This window comes from Achromobacter sp. Marseille-Q0513, assembly GCF_018195695.1.
Taxonomy (GTDB): Bacteria; Pseudomonadota; Gammaproteobacteria; order Burkholderiales; family Burkholderiaceae_B; genus Achromobacter.
Genome location: NZ_JAGTJY010000135.1, coordinates 1 through 16,746, shown reverse-complemented (window position 1 = coordinate 16,746; position 16,746 = coordinate 1). Strand labels below are relative to the sequence as shown.

At 68.9% G+C, this 16,746-nt stretch carries 16 protein-coding genes and 1 tRNA gene; 7 read left to right on the top strand and 10 right to left on the bottom strand.

Translation table 11 applies throughout. The features are described 5' to 3' along the window. Positions 1–1,100 (top strand): trypsin-like peptidase domain-containing protein (locus KDH83_RS22355; protein WP_212319940.1); only part of this gene is annotated, 1,100 nt, incomplete at its 5' end. A gap of 118 nt (positions 1,101–1,218) precedes the next feature. Here KDH83_RS22355 and KDH83_RS22350 read toward each other — a convergent pair. Beyond that, entirely contained in the window at positions 1,219–2,616 is a 1,398-nt protein-coding gene (locus KDH83_RS22350) for a PLP-dependent aminotransferase family protein (protein ID WP_212319938.1), read from the bottom strand. A gap of 323 nt (positions 2,617–2,939) precedes the next feature. On the opposite strand from KDH83_RS22350, the gene KDH83_RS22345 reads away from it, so the two are divergent. Next, the gene (locus KDH83_RS22345) at positions 2,940–3,182 is read left to right on the top strand and encodes a hypothetical protein (RefSeq protein ID WP_212319936.1); all 243 of its coding nucleotides are present in this window, start codon (positions 2,940–2,942) and stop codon (positions 3,180–3,182) included. A gap of 123 nt (positions 3,183–3,305) precedes the next feature. On the opposite strand, the gene KDH83_RS32885 is transcribed toward KDH83_RS22345, so the two are convergent. Continuing rightward, positions 3,306–3,548: a tautomerase family protein gene (locus KDH83_RS32885; protein WP_349291654.1), complete on the bottom strand. Its 243-nt coding sequence runs from the start codon at positions 3,546–3,548 to the stop codon at positions 3,306–3,308. 369 nt (positions 3,549–3,917) lie between these two features. Between KDH83_RS32885 and KDH83_RS22335 the strand changes: the two genes are divergently transcribed. From KDH83_RS22335 to KDH83_RS22325, 3 genes are all read left to right on the top strand, one after another. Continuing rightward, positions 3,918–4,100, top strand: coding sequence for a type II toxin-antitoxin system HicA family toxin (locus tag KDH83_RS22335; protein ID WP_103275570.1), 183 nt, complete (start codon positions 3,918–3,920; stop codon positions 4,098–4,100). Positions 4,101–4,122: 22 nt separating this feature from the next. Then, on the top strand, positions 4,123–4,512 hold the full coding sequence (locus KDH83_RS22330) for a type II toxin-antitoxin system HicB family antitoxin (protein WP_103275571.1): 390 nt from the start codon (positions 4,123–4,125) through the stop codon (positions 4,510–4,512). 208 nt (positions 4,513–4,720) lie between these two features. Beyond that, positions 4,721–7,429 (top strand): autotransporter outer membrane beta-barrel domain-containing protein, encoded by a 2,709-nt coding sequence (locus tag KDH83_RS22325; RefSeq protein WP_212319932.1) that lies wholly within the window; start codon positions 4,721–4,723, stop codon positions 7,427–7,429. Between the two features lie 80 nt (positions 7,430–7,509). On the opposite strand, the gene KDH83_RS22320 is transcribed toward KDH83_RS22325, so the two are convergent. From KDH83_RS22320 to KDH83_RS22290, 7 genes are all read right to left on the bottom strand, one after another. After that, positions 7,510–7,586: transfer RNA gene (locus KDH83_RS22320), tRNA-Arg, on the bottom strand. Between the two features lie 85 nt (positions 7,587–7,671). Next, positions 7,672–8,256, bottom strand: a complete 585-nt coding sequence (locus tag KDH83_RS22315) for an XRE family transcriptional regulator (protein ID WP_212319930.1) — start codon at positions 8,254–8,256, stop codon at positions 7,672–7,674. A gap of 12 nt (positions 8,257–8,268) precedes the next feature. Continuing rightward, entirely contained in the window at positions 8,269–9,558 is a 1,290-nt protein-coding gene (locus tag KDH83_RS22310; RefSeq protein ID WP_212319928.1) for an FAD-binding oxidoreductase, read from the bottom strand. Between the two features lie 20 nt (positions 9,559–9,578). After that, positions 9,579–10,268: an amino acid ABC transporter permease gene (locus tag KDH83_RS22305; protein ID WP_103276596.1), complete on the bottom strand. Its 690-nt coding sequence runs from the start codon at positions 10,266–10,268 to the stop codon at positions 9,579–9,581. A 2-nt stretch (positions 10,269–10,270) separates the two neighbouring features. Continuing rightward, positions 10,271–10,963, bottom strand: coding sequence for an amino acid ABC transporter permease (locus KDH83_RS22300; protein ID WP_212319926.1), 693 nt, complete (start codon positions 10,961–10,963; stop codon positions 10,271–10,273). Between the two features lie 24 nt (positions 10,964–10,987). Beyond that, on the bottom strand, positions 10,988–11,779 hold the full coding sequence (locus KDH83_RS22295) for an ABC transporter substrate-binding protein (RefSeq protein WP_212319924.1): 792 nt from the start codon (positions 11,777–11,779) through the stop codon (positions 10,988–10,990). Positions 11,780–11,908: 129 nt separating this feature from the next. After that, positions 11,909–12,661, bottom strand: coding sequence for an amino acid ABC transporter ATP-binding protein (locus KDH83_RS22290; RefSeq protein ID WP_283093840.1), 753 nt, complete (start codon positions 12,659–12,661; stop codon positions 11,909–11,911). Between the two features lie 154 nt (positions 12,662–12,815). Between KDH83_RS22290 and KDH83_RS22285 the strand changes: the two genes are divergently transcribed. Next, positions 12,816–14,318, top strand: coding sequence for an aldehyde dehydrogenase family protein (locus tag KDH83_RS22285; RefSeq protein ID WP_103275586.1), 1,503 nt, complete (start codon positions 12,816–12,818; stop codon positions 14,316–14,318). 118 nt (positions 14,319–14,436) lie between these two features. Further along, positions 14,437–15,714 carry a phospholipase A gene (locus KDH83_RS22280; protein ID WP_212319922.1) on the top strand — a complete coding sequence of 426 codons (1,278 nt, stop codon included), beginning with the start codon at positions 14,437–14,439 and terminating at the stop codon, positions 15,712–15,714. 69 nt (positions 15,715–15,783) lie between these two features. Here KDH83_RS22280 and pdxK read toward each other — a convergent pair whose 3' ends face one another. Continuing rightward, a complete protein-coding gene (pdxK, locus tag KDH83_RS22275; RefSeq protein ID WP_212319920.1) occupies positions 15,784–16,644 on the bottom strand; it encodes a pyridoxine/pyridoxal/pyridoxamine kinase in 861 nt (286 codons plus the stop codon). Positions 16,645–16,746: the final 102 nt, after the last annotated feature.

Here is a 16,746-nt window from a genome sequence, read left to right as displayed (position 1 = left end):
GCGTGATCGTGGACGCCACGCAGGGCAACATCCTGACCAATCACCATGTGGTGCGCGGCGCCTCGGCCATCCGCGTCTCGCTGCAGGACGGCCGCAGCTTCAGCGCCAAGGTCGTGGGCAGCGACCCCGATACCGACCTGGCCGTGCTGCGCATTCCCGCTGAAAACCTGCAGGCCCTGGCGCTGTCCGATTCCAGCGACCTGCGCGTGGGCGATTTCGTGGTGGCCATCGGCGATCCCTTCGGCCTGGGACAGTCCGCCTCGTCGGGCATCGTTTCGGCGCTGGACCGCTCGAACCTGCGCGCGGCCGGCTACCAGAACTTCATCCAGACCGACGCTTCCATCAATCCCGGCAACTCGGGCGGCGCGCTGGTCAACCTGAACGGCGAGCTGGTCGGCATCAACACCATGATCTACACGCCCTCGGGCGGCAACGTGGGCATTGGCTTCGCGATTCCGTCCAACCTGGCCGCCGAGGTCATGCGCCAGCTGCTGCAGCACGGCCAGGTGCAACGCGGCGGCCTGGGCCTGGACACGCTGGACATCACCCCGCGCAACGCCCGGCAGCTGGGCCTGGCGCCGGGCTCCAGCGGCGTGGCGGTGGCGCGCGTGGCCGACGGTTCGCCGGCGCAGCAGGCTGGCGTGCAGGCGCGCGACCAGATCGTGGCGGTGGACGGCAAGCCGGTTTCCACCAGCGCCCAGCTGCGCAACGCCGAGGGCCTGCTGCCGGTGGGCAAGCAGGTGCGCCTGAGCCTGCTGCGCGGCGGCCAGCGGGTGGAGGCGACGCTGCGCATCGAGCCCGAGAAGAACGAACGCTTCCACGGCGGCTCGCTGGACGCGCGGCTCAACGGCGTGGAGTTCGCCGAGATGGCGCGCGAGCAACGGCTAAAGGGCAATGACGGCGTGGTGGTCAGCGCCGCCTATCCGGACCGGGGCGCGGTCGCGGCGCGGGTGCAGCGCGGCGACATCATCATCGGCCTGAACCGGCGTCCGGTCAGCAAGCTCGCCGACCTGCGCGGCCTGCTGGCCGACACCGCCGGGCGGCCGCTGCTGCTGACGCTGATCCGCGGCCGGGCCATGTATCACCTGCAGGTGAACTGAGGCCGACGGCGTCGATCTCCCGTGCGCCGGCCGCCATGGCCGGCGCGACCAGGATGGCCGGCGCCGCGCGGCTCGAACGGGCTGCGTGGCGCCGCTCGGACTGCTGGCGCCGCGCAGCTCAGACCATCGCAGCGCGCGGCGGCTGCGGCCGGCTGCGCATCAGCCCGGCCAACGTTCCCAGCGCCTGTTCCAGCTGCGCGCGATCAGCCTCGGCGCCCAGCGACACGCGGATGGCGTTGGGCGCGTCGACGCCCGCGCGGAAGGCATCGGAAGACGCCACGCTCAGGCCCTCGTCGCGCGCCGCGCGCGCCAGCGCGTTCGCCGTCCACGGCGCCGGCAGCGCCAGCCATTGGTGGATGCCTTCGGCCGGCTCGGCCTGCGTCAAGACGGCCGCGCCCTGCAATACGCGCCGCGCCATCAACTGGCGCGCCTGGGCCTCGGCGCGCACGCCGTCCAGGATGTCCTGGGCCGCGCCGCTGGCGATCCACTGCGCGGCCAGCGCGCTCATCAGCGGCGTGGCCATCAGCGCGAAGGAACGCATCGACGCCAGCACGTGCGCGCGGCTATCCAGGTCCGGCGCCAGCACATAGGCGGTGCGCAGCCCCGGCGTCAGGCACTTGGCCAGCGTCGAGATATGGAAGACCGAGGCGGGCGCGAGGCTGGCCATGGTGGGCGGCGCGGCGTCCAGGAACAAGCGATAGGGATCGTCCTCGATCACCTGCGCGCCGCAGGCGGCGGCCGAGCGCAGCAGGTCGCACCGCCGCGATTCCGTCAGCGTGCGCGTGGTGGGATTCTGCAGCGTGGGATTCAGGTAGACGAGACGGCTGCCGCTTTCGCGGCAGGCCCGCTCCAGGCCGGTCGGCGTCATGCCTTCGTCGTCGGTCTCGGCCACGACGACGCGGCGGCCCAGCTGTTCGGCGGCGGCCAGCAGGCCGGGATAGACCAGCGGCTCGGAGACAATGGCGTCGCCGGCCTGGCTGCAGGCCAGGATCACGGCGGCCAGCGCCGCCTGCGCCCCCGGCGTCACCAGCACATGCCCGGCATCGACCGGCTCGGCCGACTGCGACAGCCACTGCGCGCCGGCCGCGCGCTCGGCGGCGCTGCCGCCGGCCAGCTGATAGGTCATCAGCACATGCACGTCCTGGCGCCCCATGACGCGCGCCAGCCCCCGCCGCAGCAGCTCCTGCATGTCGCAGCCCAGCGGCGGCGGCGGCAGGTTCATGCCCAGGTCCAGCACCAGCGCGGCCGGCTCGGCGCGGCGCGAGATGAAAGTGCCGGCCGCGCCGCGCGGATCCAGCAGGCCGCGCAGGCCGGCTTCGTTGTAGCCGCGCGTGACCGTGGTCAGGTCGATGCCCAGGCGCTGCGCCAATCCGCGCTGCGGCGGCAGGCGGTCGCCCGGCTGGAGCCGGTTTTCCGCGACGGCCCGTTCAATCAGGTCCGCGATCTGCCGGTAGCGGGGACCGCTGCCGCGCGCCAGCCGCAAGGGCCAGATTGCATATAAATCGTCGTCTTGCATGGGTCTTTCTGCACCGAGATGTCGCAATGTATGGATGATTCCAATCAATTAGTAGGGTAACAAACTCAGATTGAATCCATACATATTGAATCTTGCATGGGTCCGAACCATGCAGGCGCGGCGCATCCCGCCGCAGCCGGTCCCCGGCGGATGCATGGACTCGACGTCCACAACCCGGGAATATCACCTGCCCGACTCACCAGCCCGGAGCCGTGCCGGCGGTCCTCGGGCCTCCCGCGTTCGGCCCGCCGGCCCGGATGCGGGCTATCCACAAAGGTTTGCTATAAGAACGCCTGTAGCAGCTTTTTTGTGGGACGAAGATAGTGACCATTCAAACCTTGCGCCGTTGCGGCATCGTGCTCGGCCTGGCCGCGCTGGCATCCGGGTGTTCCATGGTGGGCCTGGGCGACCGACATTACGGCGCCACGCCGGTCACCAATGAATGCCGCTGGAATCGCAGCGGTTGCCTGTATGACGGGAAGTACGAAGCCGGCGAGAAGGAATACGCGGAAGAGGAAGCGGCGCGCCTGAACCGCCAGCAGCTGGAGCGGCTGCGCGGCCAATAGGCCAACGACCGCGACGCAGTGCCCTGCCGAGACGGCCGTCAGGCGACGGCGCGGCAATGCGCAATGGCTAGACGCGCATTGCGCGCCTGCTGGCGGCGTCCGCCGCCAGCGTCAACAATATGTCTACTTGGCCTTGTCGCAGGCCAGCACGCCAGCCTTCGCCCAGTTCTCGTCGGTGGTTTCGGCGAAGAACAATTGCACCGCGTCCGCGGGCAGTTGATATACCTCTTCAAACGCCTCGGTGATCCTCTTTGCCAGTTCACGCTTGAGTTCAACGGAACGCGGCGATTGCTGGATGGTGACGATGGGCATGCGACAACTCCTTGAATAGATGTGGCGATACAGCGAAACCTGACGGTGTACCACAATGCCCTTCCTCGGCGCCTGCGCTGCGCGGCGAGAACCCTTTTCAACGGTTATACCGAACTGAGGTGCTGCCCGTCTCTCCCTGAAGCGCCTGAATCTCCGACTCAATTACCCCTGTCACTGCTGCGTGATCTGCGTGCCATGCCTGCTAGATTGATTGGCGACGAACTGGCTTGGCTGACCGGACGCCAGGGAACCTGACTGTCGGCGGCGGTAGCTTGGTCATCGTCGCCCGCAACTTCCCAAGCCATCCCAATGGCAACGTCCATTTTGTCGGACTCCGCATTGCCATGTCCTGCGTGCGGTCCGATTGATAAAGATTCGGACAACCCCATTGTGTATGGTTGTGTAGAATTCATGATTGCACGGATGAACAGCGCAGACCTCCTCAAGCAACTGAAAGCCGATGGCTGGTACCTGGTTCATACCGTGGGTTCCCATCATCAGTTCAAGCACCCCACCAAGCCCGGCAGGGTTACGGTGCCGCATCCCAAGAAGGACTTGCCGATGGCGACTCAGCGCTCCATCCTCAAGCAAGCCGGCCTGCGATAGGCGGACGGCACAGGAGAACCTCATGTTCTACCCGATCCACGTGCATAAAGAAAAAGGTAGCGCCTACGGGGCTTCCTTCCCCGACTTCCCCGGCTGCTTTGCCGCAGCCGACGACTGGCAAGACCTGCCGCGCGCAGCCCAGGAAGCCGTCGAGGCGCACTTCCACGGCGAGGCCGAGACAATTCCCGCGCCGTCCGCCCCCGAAGCATGGGTCAGCCACGAGGACTTCCAGGGGGGCTACTGGATGATGGTCGATATCGATCTGTCGAAGGTCAGCACAAAGGCGGTAAGGCTCAATATCAGCTTGCCCGAGAACCTGGTCCATCGCATCGACGAGGCCGCGCAAACCCGGCGCATGTCGCGGTCGGCATTCCTGGCCATGGCCGCAGAACATGAAATGACCGCCGCCTGACATGACCTGCCGGATTTCCTCGTACCGCCAATAACTTGGAAAACGGCTTGGGTTGAGCAGCCTTCAATCCCTCTGCAACCGTGACACCCAATCGAAGAACGGCCATCGCAATCGCGCATCCCCCCCTGCGCAATCACCTATTAAGAAAGGCGCTCCGCCTGCCGTAGCAGCCCGAAAGCACATCGCGTCCATTCGGGGAGGAATTGCCATGGTCGAGCGCAAGCGCCAACAAGCAAAGTGGCTGCTGAAGGCAGTTTTCATCTCATGCGCGGCCAACTTCCCGCATTCCGCCAGCGCCCAATTGGTCTCCAGTACCGGAGAAGTGCTGCCCGGGTCGGTCCAGACACCCAACTGGACGGTCGGCGGCGACCTGACCGTCGGCGACACGACCACGGGCAGCTTGACCATCGACGCCGGCGCCACGGTCTCCAACGATCTGGCCACCATCGGCAATCTCAATGGGGCCGTGGGCACCCTGACGGTGTCCGGCAGGAACGGCGGCGCGGCATCGACCTGGACCAGCGCCGGTCTGGTGTCCGTCGGGGTCGAATCGGGCAGCCAAGGCACGCTCAAGGTGCAGGCCGGCGGCCAGGCGCGCAGCGATGCGGGCATCATCGGCCGCGATAGCGGCAGCGTTGGCACCGTTACCGTGTCGGGCGGTGGATCCGTCTGGCAGCTTTCCACGATCAACTCGTTCCAGATCGGCACCGGCGGCAGCGGCACGCTGCGGATCGACGATGGCGGCGCGGTGCACAGCGGCCAGGGCATCATCGGCTGGCAACCCGGCGGCAACGGGCTCGTTACCGTGACGGGCGCCGGATCGGTCTGGGATCCGCTGAACAACATCTATGTCGGTTTTGAAGGGACCGGCGAACTGCAGGTCCAGGACGGCGCCGCTGTCCACACCCAGGGACCGAGCGGGCCGACTTCCGCCGCGTCGATCTATATCGGGCTCCAGGCGGGCGGCGTGGGCACCGTCAACGTGTCCAGCACGACGGCCAACGCCTCGACCCTGAGGGCGAGCGACCGCATCGAGATCGGCTCGGCGGGCACGGGAACGCTGACCATCGACAAGGGCGGGATCGCGGGCGCCGCCGCCGATACCTGGATCGCCGTCGCCGGCGGCTCCACCGGCACGCTGAACCTGCTCGGCGATGCCAGCGGTCGTGGCGCGCTGGAGACCGGCTCCGTCGTCAAGGGGGCCGGCACCACGGCTTTCAACTGGAATGGCGGCATCCTGCGCGCCATTCGCGACCAGAATGATTTCCTGAACGGCTTCGCCACGCAGGCGATCGGCGCCAATGGCGCCTGGTTCGACACGAATACCTACGACGTGGTCATGGGCACCGCCTTCTCGGGCGCGTCCAGCTTCAACAAGCTGGGCGCCGGCACGCTGACGCTGTCGGGCAACAGCGCGGCGTTCACGGGGAACACCGCCATCCGCGCGGGCACGCTGCAGGTGGACGGCATCCTGGGCGGACCCGTGAATGTGCTCGCGGGCGCGCGGCTGACCGGAACGGGACGCGTCGGCGCGACGGCCAACCAGGGCACCATCGCGCCGGGACCGCGCAGCGGCTTCGGCACGCTGACGATCGCCGGCGACTATGCCGGCCAGGGCGGCGGCCTGGAAGTCCGCACGCAGCTTGGCGCCGACAACTCGCCGACCGACAAGCTGGTGATCACGGGCGCGACCGCCGGCGCGACGCCGGTCACGGTGAAGAACGTGGGCGGCGCGGGCGCGGCGACCCAGCGCGGCATACAGATCGTGCAGGTCAATGGCGTCTCGGCGGGCCAATTCAACCTGGCCAACGGCGATTACGTGATCGATGGCCGCCCTGCCCTGGTGGCCGGCGCCTACGGCTATGTGCTGCAACAGGATCCGGCCGACGGCGGCTGGTATCTGCGATCGTCCCTGACCGATCCCGGCTCGCCTCAACCCGGCGGCGGCACACCGGGCGCGGAGCCGCCCTTGCGCTATCAGCCCGGCGTGCCGGTCTATGAAGCCTACGCCAACACGCTGCTACAGCTGAGCAAGCTGCCGACCCTGCGCCAGCGGGTCGGCAATCGTCTCTACGACCCGGCGGACGTCGGCCGCAACGGCGTGTGGAGCCGGGTGGAAGGAACGGCGAGCCGATACGATCCCGCGACGTCCACGACCGGCGCGCGCCAGGACATCGACAGCTGGAAGGCACAGTTCGGCGTGGATCGCATCCTGAACGGCGAGCGCGACGGCTCCCACCTGGTGGGCGGCCTGGCTTTTCACTATGGCAAGGCCGACACGCGCGTGTCCTCGGCCTACGGCAACGGCAACGTCGACACCACCGTCTATGGCCTGACGCCCACGCTGACCTGGTATGGCGCGAACGGCGTCTATGTCGACGTCCAGGCCCAGGCGAACTGGTTCGACAGCGACCTGAAATCACGCGCGGCGGGCAAGCTCAGGAATGGCGAGAAGGCGCACAGCTACGGGCTGGGCATCGAGGCGGGCAAGGCCTGGGACTTGAGGCAGGGACTCGCCTTGATCCCGCAGGCGCAGCTGACGTACCTGTCGACCCGCTTCGGCAGCTTCAACGACCGATTCGGCGCGCGCGTCGAAAGCGACAAGGGCGACAGCCTGCAGGGCCGCGTCGGCATCGCGCTGGACTACAAGCGCGACTGGCAATCGAGCGGTGTGAGCCGGGAAGCCAGCGTCTATGGCGTCGTCAACGTCAAGCATGAATTCCTGGACGGGACGCGCGTGCGCGTGGCCGAGGTGCCGGTGGCCAGCCGGATGGCGCGCACCTGGGGCAGCGTGGGCCTGGGCGCGAATTACGGCTGGGGAGGACGCTATGCCCTCTACGGCCAGATCGACGCGGATGCCGATTTCTCCGGCAGCCATGTGGTCACGGCGACCGTGGGGTTCAGGATGATGTTCTAGCGGCGGCGGGCTGCGCTTGCTTGAAACGGCCGCGCCTGCGGTCGACGAACCCTGTCCAGGCATTGCATCGCCTGGATCCCTGGCGCGGCAGGAGGGGCTCGAACCCCCGACCCCGGGCTTAGAAGGCCCGTGCTCTATCCAGCTGAGCTACTGCCGCGCGATTGGGTAATGCCCGGAAAGGCTCCGGGCGGGCGCATTTTACCTTGTTGCGCCAAGCAAGGGAAAAAGACCGGAAGGCCCCGCTATTCCTCGCCCAGGTCCGTGTGCGTGGACACCCACAGCACCAGCGCGTCTTCCTTGCTGACGCTGATGACCCGGTGTCCCATGCGGCTGTCGATGTAGAAGCTTTCGCCGGCGCGCAGCCGGGCCGGCTCGTAAAACTCGGTGTACAGCTCGACCTCGCCGCTCAGCACGTAGACGAATTCCTCGCCATGGTGGCGGCTCCAGTCCTGGAATTCCTCGAACGAGCGCGCCTTGACCCGGGTGTGGAACGGCATCATGCGCTTGTGCGACAGCGCCGTGCACAGCAGGCGGTGGTCGTAGTACGGGGTTTCGTACTGGCGCCCTTCCCCCTGGCGGCCCAGGCTGCGGCGGCCGGTGCCCATGTGGGCGTCGGACGGGGTGAACAGCTCGGCCACGTCCAGTTCCAGGCCGGCGGCGATCTTGATCAGGTTGTCATAGGTGGGCGACAGCAGGCCGTTCTCGATCTTGGACAGAGCGGACGCGGACACGCCGGTGGCCGCCGCCGCCTGCTTCAGCGTCCAGTCCCGCGCCTGGCGCAGGGCTCGCAGCCGTTGTGCCAACACGCTCTGTTTGTTGCCTTGCATCTGTACACCCTGTCAGCGCGACCGGCGCTCCCGCCACCAGTCGCGCGCTTGATAAGACCAATATGTGAGCTGGACCGCCGCCCGGCCCAGCGCGCCGCCGTTCCAGGCCAGCCCGAACGGCTGGAACAGCTGGTAGCGGTGGCTGTCGCCGGTGATGCCCTCGGCCACCACGCGGCCGCCGATGGAGGCGGTGTTCATGCCATGCCCGCCGAAGGCCGTGCAGTACCAGACGTCCGGGGCCAGCAGGCCGATCTGCGGCATCAGGTGCCGCGCGTAGGCCATGCGTCCCGACCAGGCGGTTTCCACGCGCAGGCCCCGCAGCTGCGGATAGACCGACAGCAGCTCGCGGCGCAACGCCTCGGCCAGATCCGGCGGGTCGTCGATCCGGGTGGTGATTCTACTGCCCCAGCCGATGCGCCCGCCATCGAGCACCCGGTAGTAGTTGCCGGCGCGGCGGTCGTCGCCGATGGCGGCGTCGCTGCGGATGGCTTCGCGCACGCGCTCGCCCAGCGGCTCGGTCAGCATGATGTAGGTGGCGATGGGCAGCATGGCCCGGCGCAACGCGGGTTGCAGCGCGCCGGTGTAGCCGCCCGTGGCCAGCACCACGGTGCGCGCCTCGACCCGGCCGCCGGCGGTGGCGACCTGCTTGACCGCGCCGTCCAGCGCCAACTGCTGCGCCGGCGAGTCCTCGTGGATGCGCACGCCCAGCCGCGCGCACTCCCGCGCCAGGGCGCGTGCGTAGTTGAGCGGATGGAAATGGAAGGACGTGGGATCGTCCACGCCCTGGAAATAGGCCTCGGTCACCAGCCGCTCGCGCAGCTGGGCGCGCGACAGCACGCGCACGTCGCGTTCGAAAACGCGCTGCTGTTCCTCGCACCAGCGCTGCAGCGCGTCGCCGGCGTCGTAGCGCACCACGCGCAGGCGGCCGTCGACCTTGTGGGCGTCGCGGATGTCCAGGTCGCGGATGTTGGCGCGGATGATCTCCACGCCCTCCATCGACAGCCGGTAGAGCGCGCGGTAGTGTTCCTCGTCCACATGGCGGCGGATGGCGTCGGCCCCGGCCGAGAACGCGGGCGAGACCGAGCCGCCGTTGCGGCCCGAGGCGCCCCAGGCGATGCGGCTGCCTTCCAGCAGCACGACCTGCCGGCCGCGCCGGGCCAGTTCCAGCGCCGCCGACAGGCCGGCCAGGCCGCCGCCCACCACGCAGACCTCGGTGCTTTCCGGGCCGGACAGGGCCGGATAGCGGGTCTGCGGGTCGGACAGCGTGCGCTTGTAGTAGGTGTCGACGTACTCGGTGGGCATGGTGCTGGGCGGCGTCCGTTCTAGTTGAGGCTGGCGCCTTGCAGGCCGCCGGCCAGCCGCTTTTCCAGCCAGTTGGCCAGGCGCAGCAGCGGATAGCAGTACAGGAAATAGATGGCCGCGATCATGGCGTAGATGAACAGCGACTTGGCCGGGAAGGTGATGATGAAGACCTCGCCCTGGCGCGTCAGCTCGGTGATGCCGACCACGGACAGGATGGCCGTGCTCTTGATCAGCATGACGTACACCCCGCTCATGGGCTGCACGATCAGCCGCAGCGCCTGCGGCAGGATCACCAGTCGCAGGATCTGCAAGGGTTTCAGGCCCAGCGTCATGGCGCCCTCGGTCTGGCCGCGCGGCACGGCCTCGATGGCGCCCCGGATGATCTCGGCCACGTAGCAGGACGTGTAGACCGACAGCGACACGAAGGCCGCCGTGGCCGAGTCCCAGTGCAGCCACGCGATGCCGGAGCTGGGCAACACGAAATAGAAGATATAGAGCTGCACCAGGAACGGCGTGCCGCGCAGCACGTGGATGTACAGCCCCAGCAGCTGGTGCAGGCCGCGGATGCGGTAGCTGCGGACCACGCCGATGACGAAGCCCAGCAGCGAGCCGGCGATGATGGCGAAGAACGAGATCTTCAGCGTCTCCCAGAAGCCCTTGAGCAGGAAGGGCAGCACCACGCCGGCGGTCGACAGGTAGGATTCCAGCATGCTCACCTCGCGTTCCAGGCCGGGCCGGCCAGCCACAAGCTGACGCCGCGCGACAGCAGCAGCATGACGCCGTAGATCAGCAGATAGCCCGCGGCGATGGTCAGGAAGCTCTCGTTGGGCACGATGCGCTCGCTGTTCATCTGCACGCCGGCGGCCACCAGCTCGAACACGGTGATCAGCGACAGCAGCGAGGTGTCCTTGATCAGCACCGCCGTCTGGCCCAGCAGCGGCGGCAGCGTGTTGGCGAAGGCCTGCGGCAGCACCACGTAGCGCAGGCGCTGGCCGTAGTTCATGCCGCAGGCCTTGGCGCCCTCGACCTGGCCGCGCGGCACCGACTCGATGCCGACGCGGATGATCTCGCTCATGTAGGCGGCGTGGTGCAGCGTCATCGCCATGATGCCCAGCGCCATCTCGCTCCAGCCCTTGGCGCCGGGTATCAGCATGGGCACCGCGTAATAGACCAGGTAGATCTGCACCAGCAGCGGCGTGGCGCGCACGAACTGCACGTAGCCGGCCACCGGCCGCCAGCACGGCGCGCGCGGCGACATGCGCGCCAGCGCCAGCGGGATGCCGGCCAGCACGGACAGCACCAGGCTGGCGCCGGCCGCAATCAGCGTGTTGGCCAGGCCGGACGCGAACTGGCCCGCGTACTGGCTGACGATGCGCCAGTTGTAGTAGTCGATCAACCAATCCATGCGCGCTGCCCCCGGCGGACGGCCTCAGTGCTCTTTCTTCCAGTCGGTGGAGTACCAATACTTCACCTGCTCGGGCAGCGTGTTGTCGGCGGTCTTGAGCGTCTGCCAATTGTCCAGCCAGAACTTCAGGCGGAAGGCGTTGGGCGCCACCGCGAAGGCCAGCGGTTCGCGCACCATGATGCCGTCCAGCACCCGCAGGTTGCCAAAGTCCATCAGGAACTGGTTGGCGGTCGACATGGACATGATGCCGGCGTCCAGCCGTCCGCTGGACAGCGCCTGGCCGACCGGCGCGCTGCCGCCGGAGAACTCCTTGAGCGTGGCCTTGGGCAGCATCTTCTTGCCCACTTCCGCGTAGGTGCTGGCGCCCAGCGCGCCCACCGTGACGCCGGCCTTGTCCAGCTCGGCGTAGCTCTTGTAGGGCGAATCCTTCGGCACCACGGCCACCGTCTCGGCGTAGAACATCGGCGCCGAGAACAGCACCTGGGCCGCGCGCTGCGGCGTGGGCGTCATGTCCGCCGCCACCATGTCGGCCTTGCCGGACAGCAGCGCCGGGATCAGGCCCTTCCACTCGTAGTCCTGCAACACCAGCTTCACGCCCAGGTCGTCGGCCATGCGCTGGGCGACCTCGACCGCCAGGCCGGTGCGCTTGCCGCTCTTGTCCATGAAGCTCATCAGCGGTCCGGATGTCTGCACCGCCACCCGCAGCTCGCCGCGCTTGATGATGTCGCCCAGCTCGTCGGCCTGCGCCGGCAGCGCCGCCGACGCCGCGGCCCAGGCCACGCAGGCCGTGCCCAGCCATTGCTTGATCTTGAACATGCTCTACCCCTTGAATGTGTGGTCTGACGTCATTCCGGGCCTGCCATCCGCGCGCCGGCGGCGCCCGGTTCAGCCGGGCCGGCGCGCATGCCGCTAGCGGGCGGCGACTGTATCGGCCTTGCGCCGCCGCTACAGGATCTTCTCCAGGAACGCCCGCGTGCGGGCCTCCCGGGGACTGCCGAACACCTCGGCCGGCGTGCCGGCCTCGATCACGCGGCCGGCGTCCATGAACAGGGCGCGGTCGGCCACGTCGCGGGCGAAGCCCATTTCATGGGTCACCACCGCCATGGTCATGCCGTCGCGCGCCAGCGCGCGCATCAGTTCCAGGATGCCGCCCACGGTCTCGGGATCGAGCGCCGAGGTGGCCTCGTCGAACAGCATGAGCTTGGGATCCATGGCCAGCGCGCGCGCGATCGCCACGCGCTGCTGCTGGCCGCCGGACAGCTGGCTGGGATAGCGGGCGCCGTAGTCGGCCATGCCGACGCGGCCCAGCAGCTCGCGGGCGTAGCGCTCGGCCTGGGCGCGGTCGCGGCCGCGCACCACGCGCTGCGGCAGCGCCACGTTGTCGAGCGCGTTGCGGTGCTGGAACAGGTTGAAGTGCTGGAACACCATGCCCACGTCGGTGCGCCAGCGGTTGATGTCGGTGGCGGGATCGGTCAGGGACACGCCGTCCACCGTGATGGCGCCGCTGTCGATGGTCTCCAGGCCGTTGAGCGTGCGCAGCAGCGTGCTCTTGCCCGAGCCGGACGGGCCGACCACCACCATGACCTCGCCCCGGCTCAGCTCGCAGTCGATGCCGGCCAGCGCCAGGTGGGCGGGCTGCCCGTCGCGCCGGTAGGACTTGGTGACTGCCTGGACTCGCAGCAGGGGTTCAACGGCCATCAATGCTCCCGATCGGGTGACTCGGGATGCCGGCGCACGCGCGCCGGCATCCGGGGGGTTTCGCATTTACAGCTTGAGTTTCGTATAGTAAATTTTTTTCCGAAATCGCCACTTAGGCATAACCCTGCCCCGCACCGCAACCCAAGGAACCGGCATGGACACTTCATCTGACATCCTGCGCGCGCTCGGACTCGACCCGGCCGCGCTCACCGGCGGCACGCTGGCCGCGCGCAGTCCCATCGACGGCGCCGAGCTGGCGCGGGTGCGCGAACACAGCGTGGCCCAGGCGCATGCCGCCATCACCCGCGCCCGCCAGGCCAGCCTGGCCTGGCGCGACGTGCCGGCGCCGCGCCGTGGCGAGCTGCTGCGCCTGTTCGGCGAAACCCTGCGCGGCCACAAGCGCGAGCTGGGCCGGCTGGTGAGCCTGGAGGCCGGCAAGATCCTGGCCGAGGGCGAAGGCGAAGTACAGGAAATGATCGACATCTGCGACTTCGCCGTGGGCCTGTCGCGCCAGCTGTACGGCCTGACCATCGCCTCCGAGCGCCCCGGCCACCGCATGATGGAGACCTGGCATCCGCTGGGCGTGGTGGGCGTGATCAGCGCCTTCAACTTCCCGGTGGCCGTGTGGTCCTGGAACGCCGCGCTGGCGCTGGTCTGCGGCAATGCCGTGGTGTGGAAGCCGTCGGAGAAAACGCCCTTGACCGCGCTGGCCTGCCAGGCGCTGTTCGCGCAGGCCGCGCAACGCTTCGGCGATGCGCCGGCGGGTCTGTCCGAGGTGCTGATCGGCGGCCGCGAGATCGGCGAGGCGCTGGTCGATTCGCATGCCGTGGCCCTGGTGTCGGCCACCGGCTCGACCCGCATGGGCCGCCAGGTCGGCCCGCGCGTGGCGCAGCGCTTCGGCCGCGTGCTGCTGGAGCTGGGCGGCAACAACGCCATCATCGTCGGCCCCAGCGCCGACCTGGACATGGCCGCGCGCGGCATCGTCTTCGGCGCCATCGGCACGGCCGGCCAGCGCTGCACCAGCACGCGCCGCCTGATCGTGCACGACAGCGTGGCCGACGAGCTGCTGCGCCGCCTGCACCAGGCCTACGCCAGCGCCCCCATCGGCAATCCGCTGGACGCCGGCACGCTGGTCGGCCCGCTGATCGACCGCGCTTCCTACGACGCGATGCAGTCGGCGCTCAAGGCCGCGGTCGAACAGGGCGGCAAGGTCACCGGCGGCGAGCGCGCGCTGGCCGAACAGTATCCCGACGCCTGGTACGTGCGCCCCGCCATCGCCGAGATGCCGGGCCAGACCGACGTGGTCTGCCACGAGACCTTCGCGCCCATCCTCTACGTGATCCGCTACACCGACTTCGCCCAGGCGCTGGCGCTGAACAATGCCGTGCCGCAAGGCCTGTCGTCGGCCATCTTCACCAACGACCTGCGCGAGGCCGAGACCTTCCTGTCGGCCTCCGGCTCGGACTGCGGCATCGCCAACGTCAACATCGGCACCTCGGGCGCCGAGATCGGCGGCGCGTTCGGCGGCGAGAAGGAAACCGGCGGCGGCCGCGAATCGGGCTCGGACGCGTGGCGCAACTACATGCGCCGCGCCACCAACACCATCAACTACTCGCGCCAGCTGCCGCTGGCCCAGGGCATCAAGTTCGGCGAATAGGGACGGCGCGCCGGCCGGCCCGGCGCTGTTTCAATGCCTACATAAGCACAGGCGGGCTTACAGACGGTTGCGGAGGGCGATGCTACATTGCTTCGTCCTTCTGACCTCTTCTTCCCCTATGAGCATTGACCGTCCGATACACGCCCTGCACGTCCTGTCCGCCGCCCTGGCGCTGGGCATGGCCGGCACCGCCGCGGCCGGCGTGTCGTACCGGCTGGACCGCCCCTCGGCCGCCCCCGGCGACACCGTCACCATCGAGGCGGTCTACTTCAACGAAGGCAATGCCCGCGCCACCTGGGAGGCCCCGCCCGAGCTGGTGCTGCAATGGCGCGGCCAGGACGGCCAGATCGTGCGCAGCCTGGCGCGCCTGCAGGGCGAGCAGGCGCGCTACAGCGTGCCCGTCAACAACTTCGCGCGCCTGGCCTGGTCGGCCGAGGTGCCCGCCAGCGCGCGCGGGCTGCAGGCCGTTTCCATCGAGGGCCAGCCCGCCATGATGGCGCTGGACGCCACCGGCCGCGACAGCGGCACGCTGGCCAGCACGCCGGCGCAGGGTCCTGTGGTGGATGCGCGCAGCGGCCAGCCGGTGCCCGCGCCCGAAGTCGCCGCCGCCGGCGCCTCGGTGCAGGGCGGCCCGTCGCCCGACGCGTCCGCCGCGCCCGGCCAGGCGGACGCCTTCTCGCGCTTTCGCAGCGCGATCTCCGAATACAAGCCGGTGTATTTCGATATCGGCACGCGCGGCAAGACCACCGCGCGCTTCCAGATCAGCGCCAAGTACCGCCTCTTCAGCCCGGCCGCCAACCGGCCCGCGAACTGGTACGAGAACTTCTATCTGGGATACACCCAGACCTCGCTCTGGGACCTGCAGAGCGACTCGATGCCCTTCATCGACACCACCTTCAATCCCAGCGTGTTCTGGCTGTCCGACAATCTCTGGTCCTCGGAAAGCCAGAACTGGCGCCTGGGCGTGAACGTCGGGGCGGAGCACAACTCGAACGGCAAGGACGGTCCCGATTCGCGCTCGGTCAACGACGGCTACGTCGAACCGCGCTTCCACTACCGCCTCGACGGCGGCAGCACGCTGACCTTCGCGCCCAGGATCAAGGCCTATTTCGGCGTGGCCAGCGAGAACCCGGATTACGCCGACTACGCCGGCCGCGTCGACTGGCAGCTGCGCTGGGCCCAGGACAACGGCGCCGTGGTCACGGCCCTGTACCGGCAGGGCGACCAGCAGCGCCGCACGACCCAGCTGGATTTCGCCTGGCCGCTGCAGCGCACCTGGCTGAACATGAACGGCTACCTGCACCTGCAGTATTTCAACGGCTATGGCGAGACGCTGCTGGGCTACAACCGGCGCGAGGACTCGCAGTTCCGCGTGGGCCTGTCCATCGTGCCCTGAGGCCCGGCGGCAGCCGGCGGCTCACAACGCGGCCCGCCCGCCATCGAAGGCGCGCGGGCCGCGTCGCCACTATTCCACCGCCAGCTCTTCCCAGCCCAGCTCGCGCGTGCGCGCCAGCGCCTCGGTAACCTGCCGCGCCGCGTCGCGCGCGGCCTCGGCCAGGGGCTGGCCGGCCAGCAGCGCGGCGGTGATGGCCGCCATAAACACGTCGCCGGTGCCATGCACCGACGGCGGAATGGCGATTTCCGGATGGCTGACCACCGTGACCTCATCGCGCGTCACCACGGCCAGGCGCAGCGTGCCGGGCTCGGCCTCGGCCGGCGCGGCGCTGGTGACCACGATCCAGCGCGGGCCGCGCGCGATCAGTTCGCGGGCGGCGGCCAGCACTTCATCCAGCGTGACCAGCTTGCGGCCGACCAGCAGCTCCAGCTCGAAATGATTGGGCGTCATGCCATCGGCATGCGGCACCAGCAGGTCGCGGTATTGCGCGACCAGGCCCTCGTTCACGTACAGCCCGTCGTTGCGGTCGCCCATGACCGGATCGATATGCACCTGGATGTCGGGCCGGGCGGCGCGCAGCGCCGGCAGCCAGCGCGCCAGCGCGTCCGCCTGGGCTGGCTGGCCCAGGTAGCCGCAGACCACGGCCCGCGCCACGCGCGTCACGCCCCGGTCTTCCAGCCCCTGCAACAGGCCGTCGAACCAATCCATGGGCACCGCTCCGCCATGCAGCGTCGGATAGTGCGGCGTGTTGCTCAGGATCACGGTGGGCACGGCCAGCGCGCGCCAGCCGGCCTTGCGGAACACCGGCATGGCGGCGTTGTTGCCGACGCAGCCATAGACGACCTGGGATTGGATGGAAATGATGTCCACCTGGACGGTGGCGGCGGGCAGCGCTGCGCCTGGCGTTGGGGCAGCGGAAGTTGCGGTCATGCTGCAAGCTCCTCGGGGGAACGGATAGGGGATCGCCGCCAAGCGGCGGCGTCCGCTTATTCTAGTCCCGCCCCCGGCTACTCCCCCGGCCGGGCCGTGACC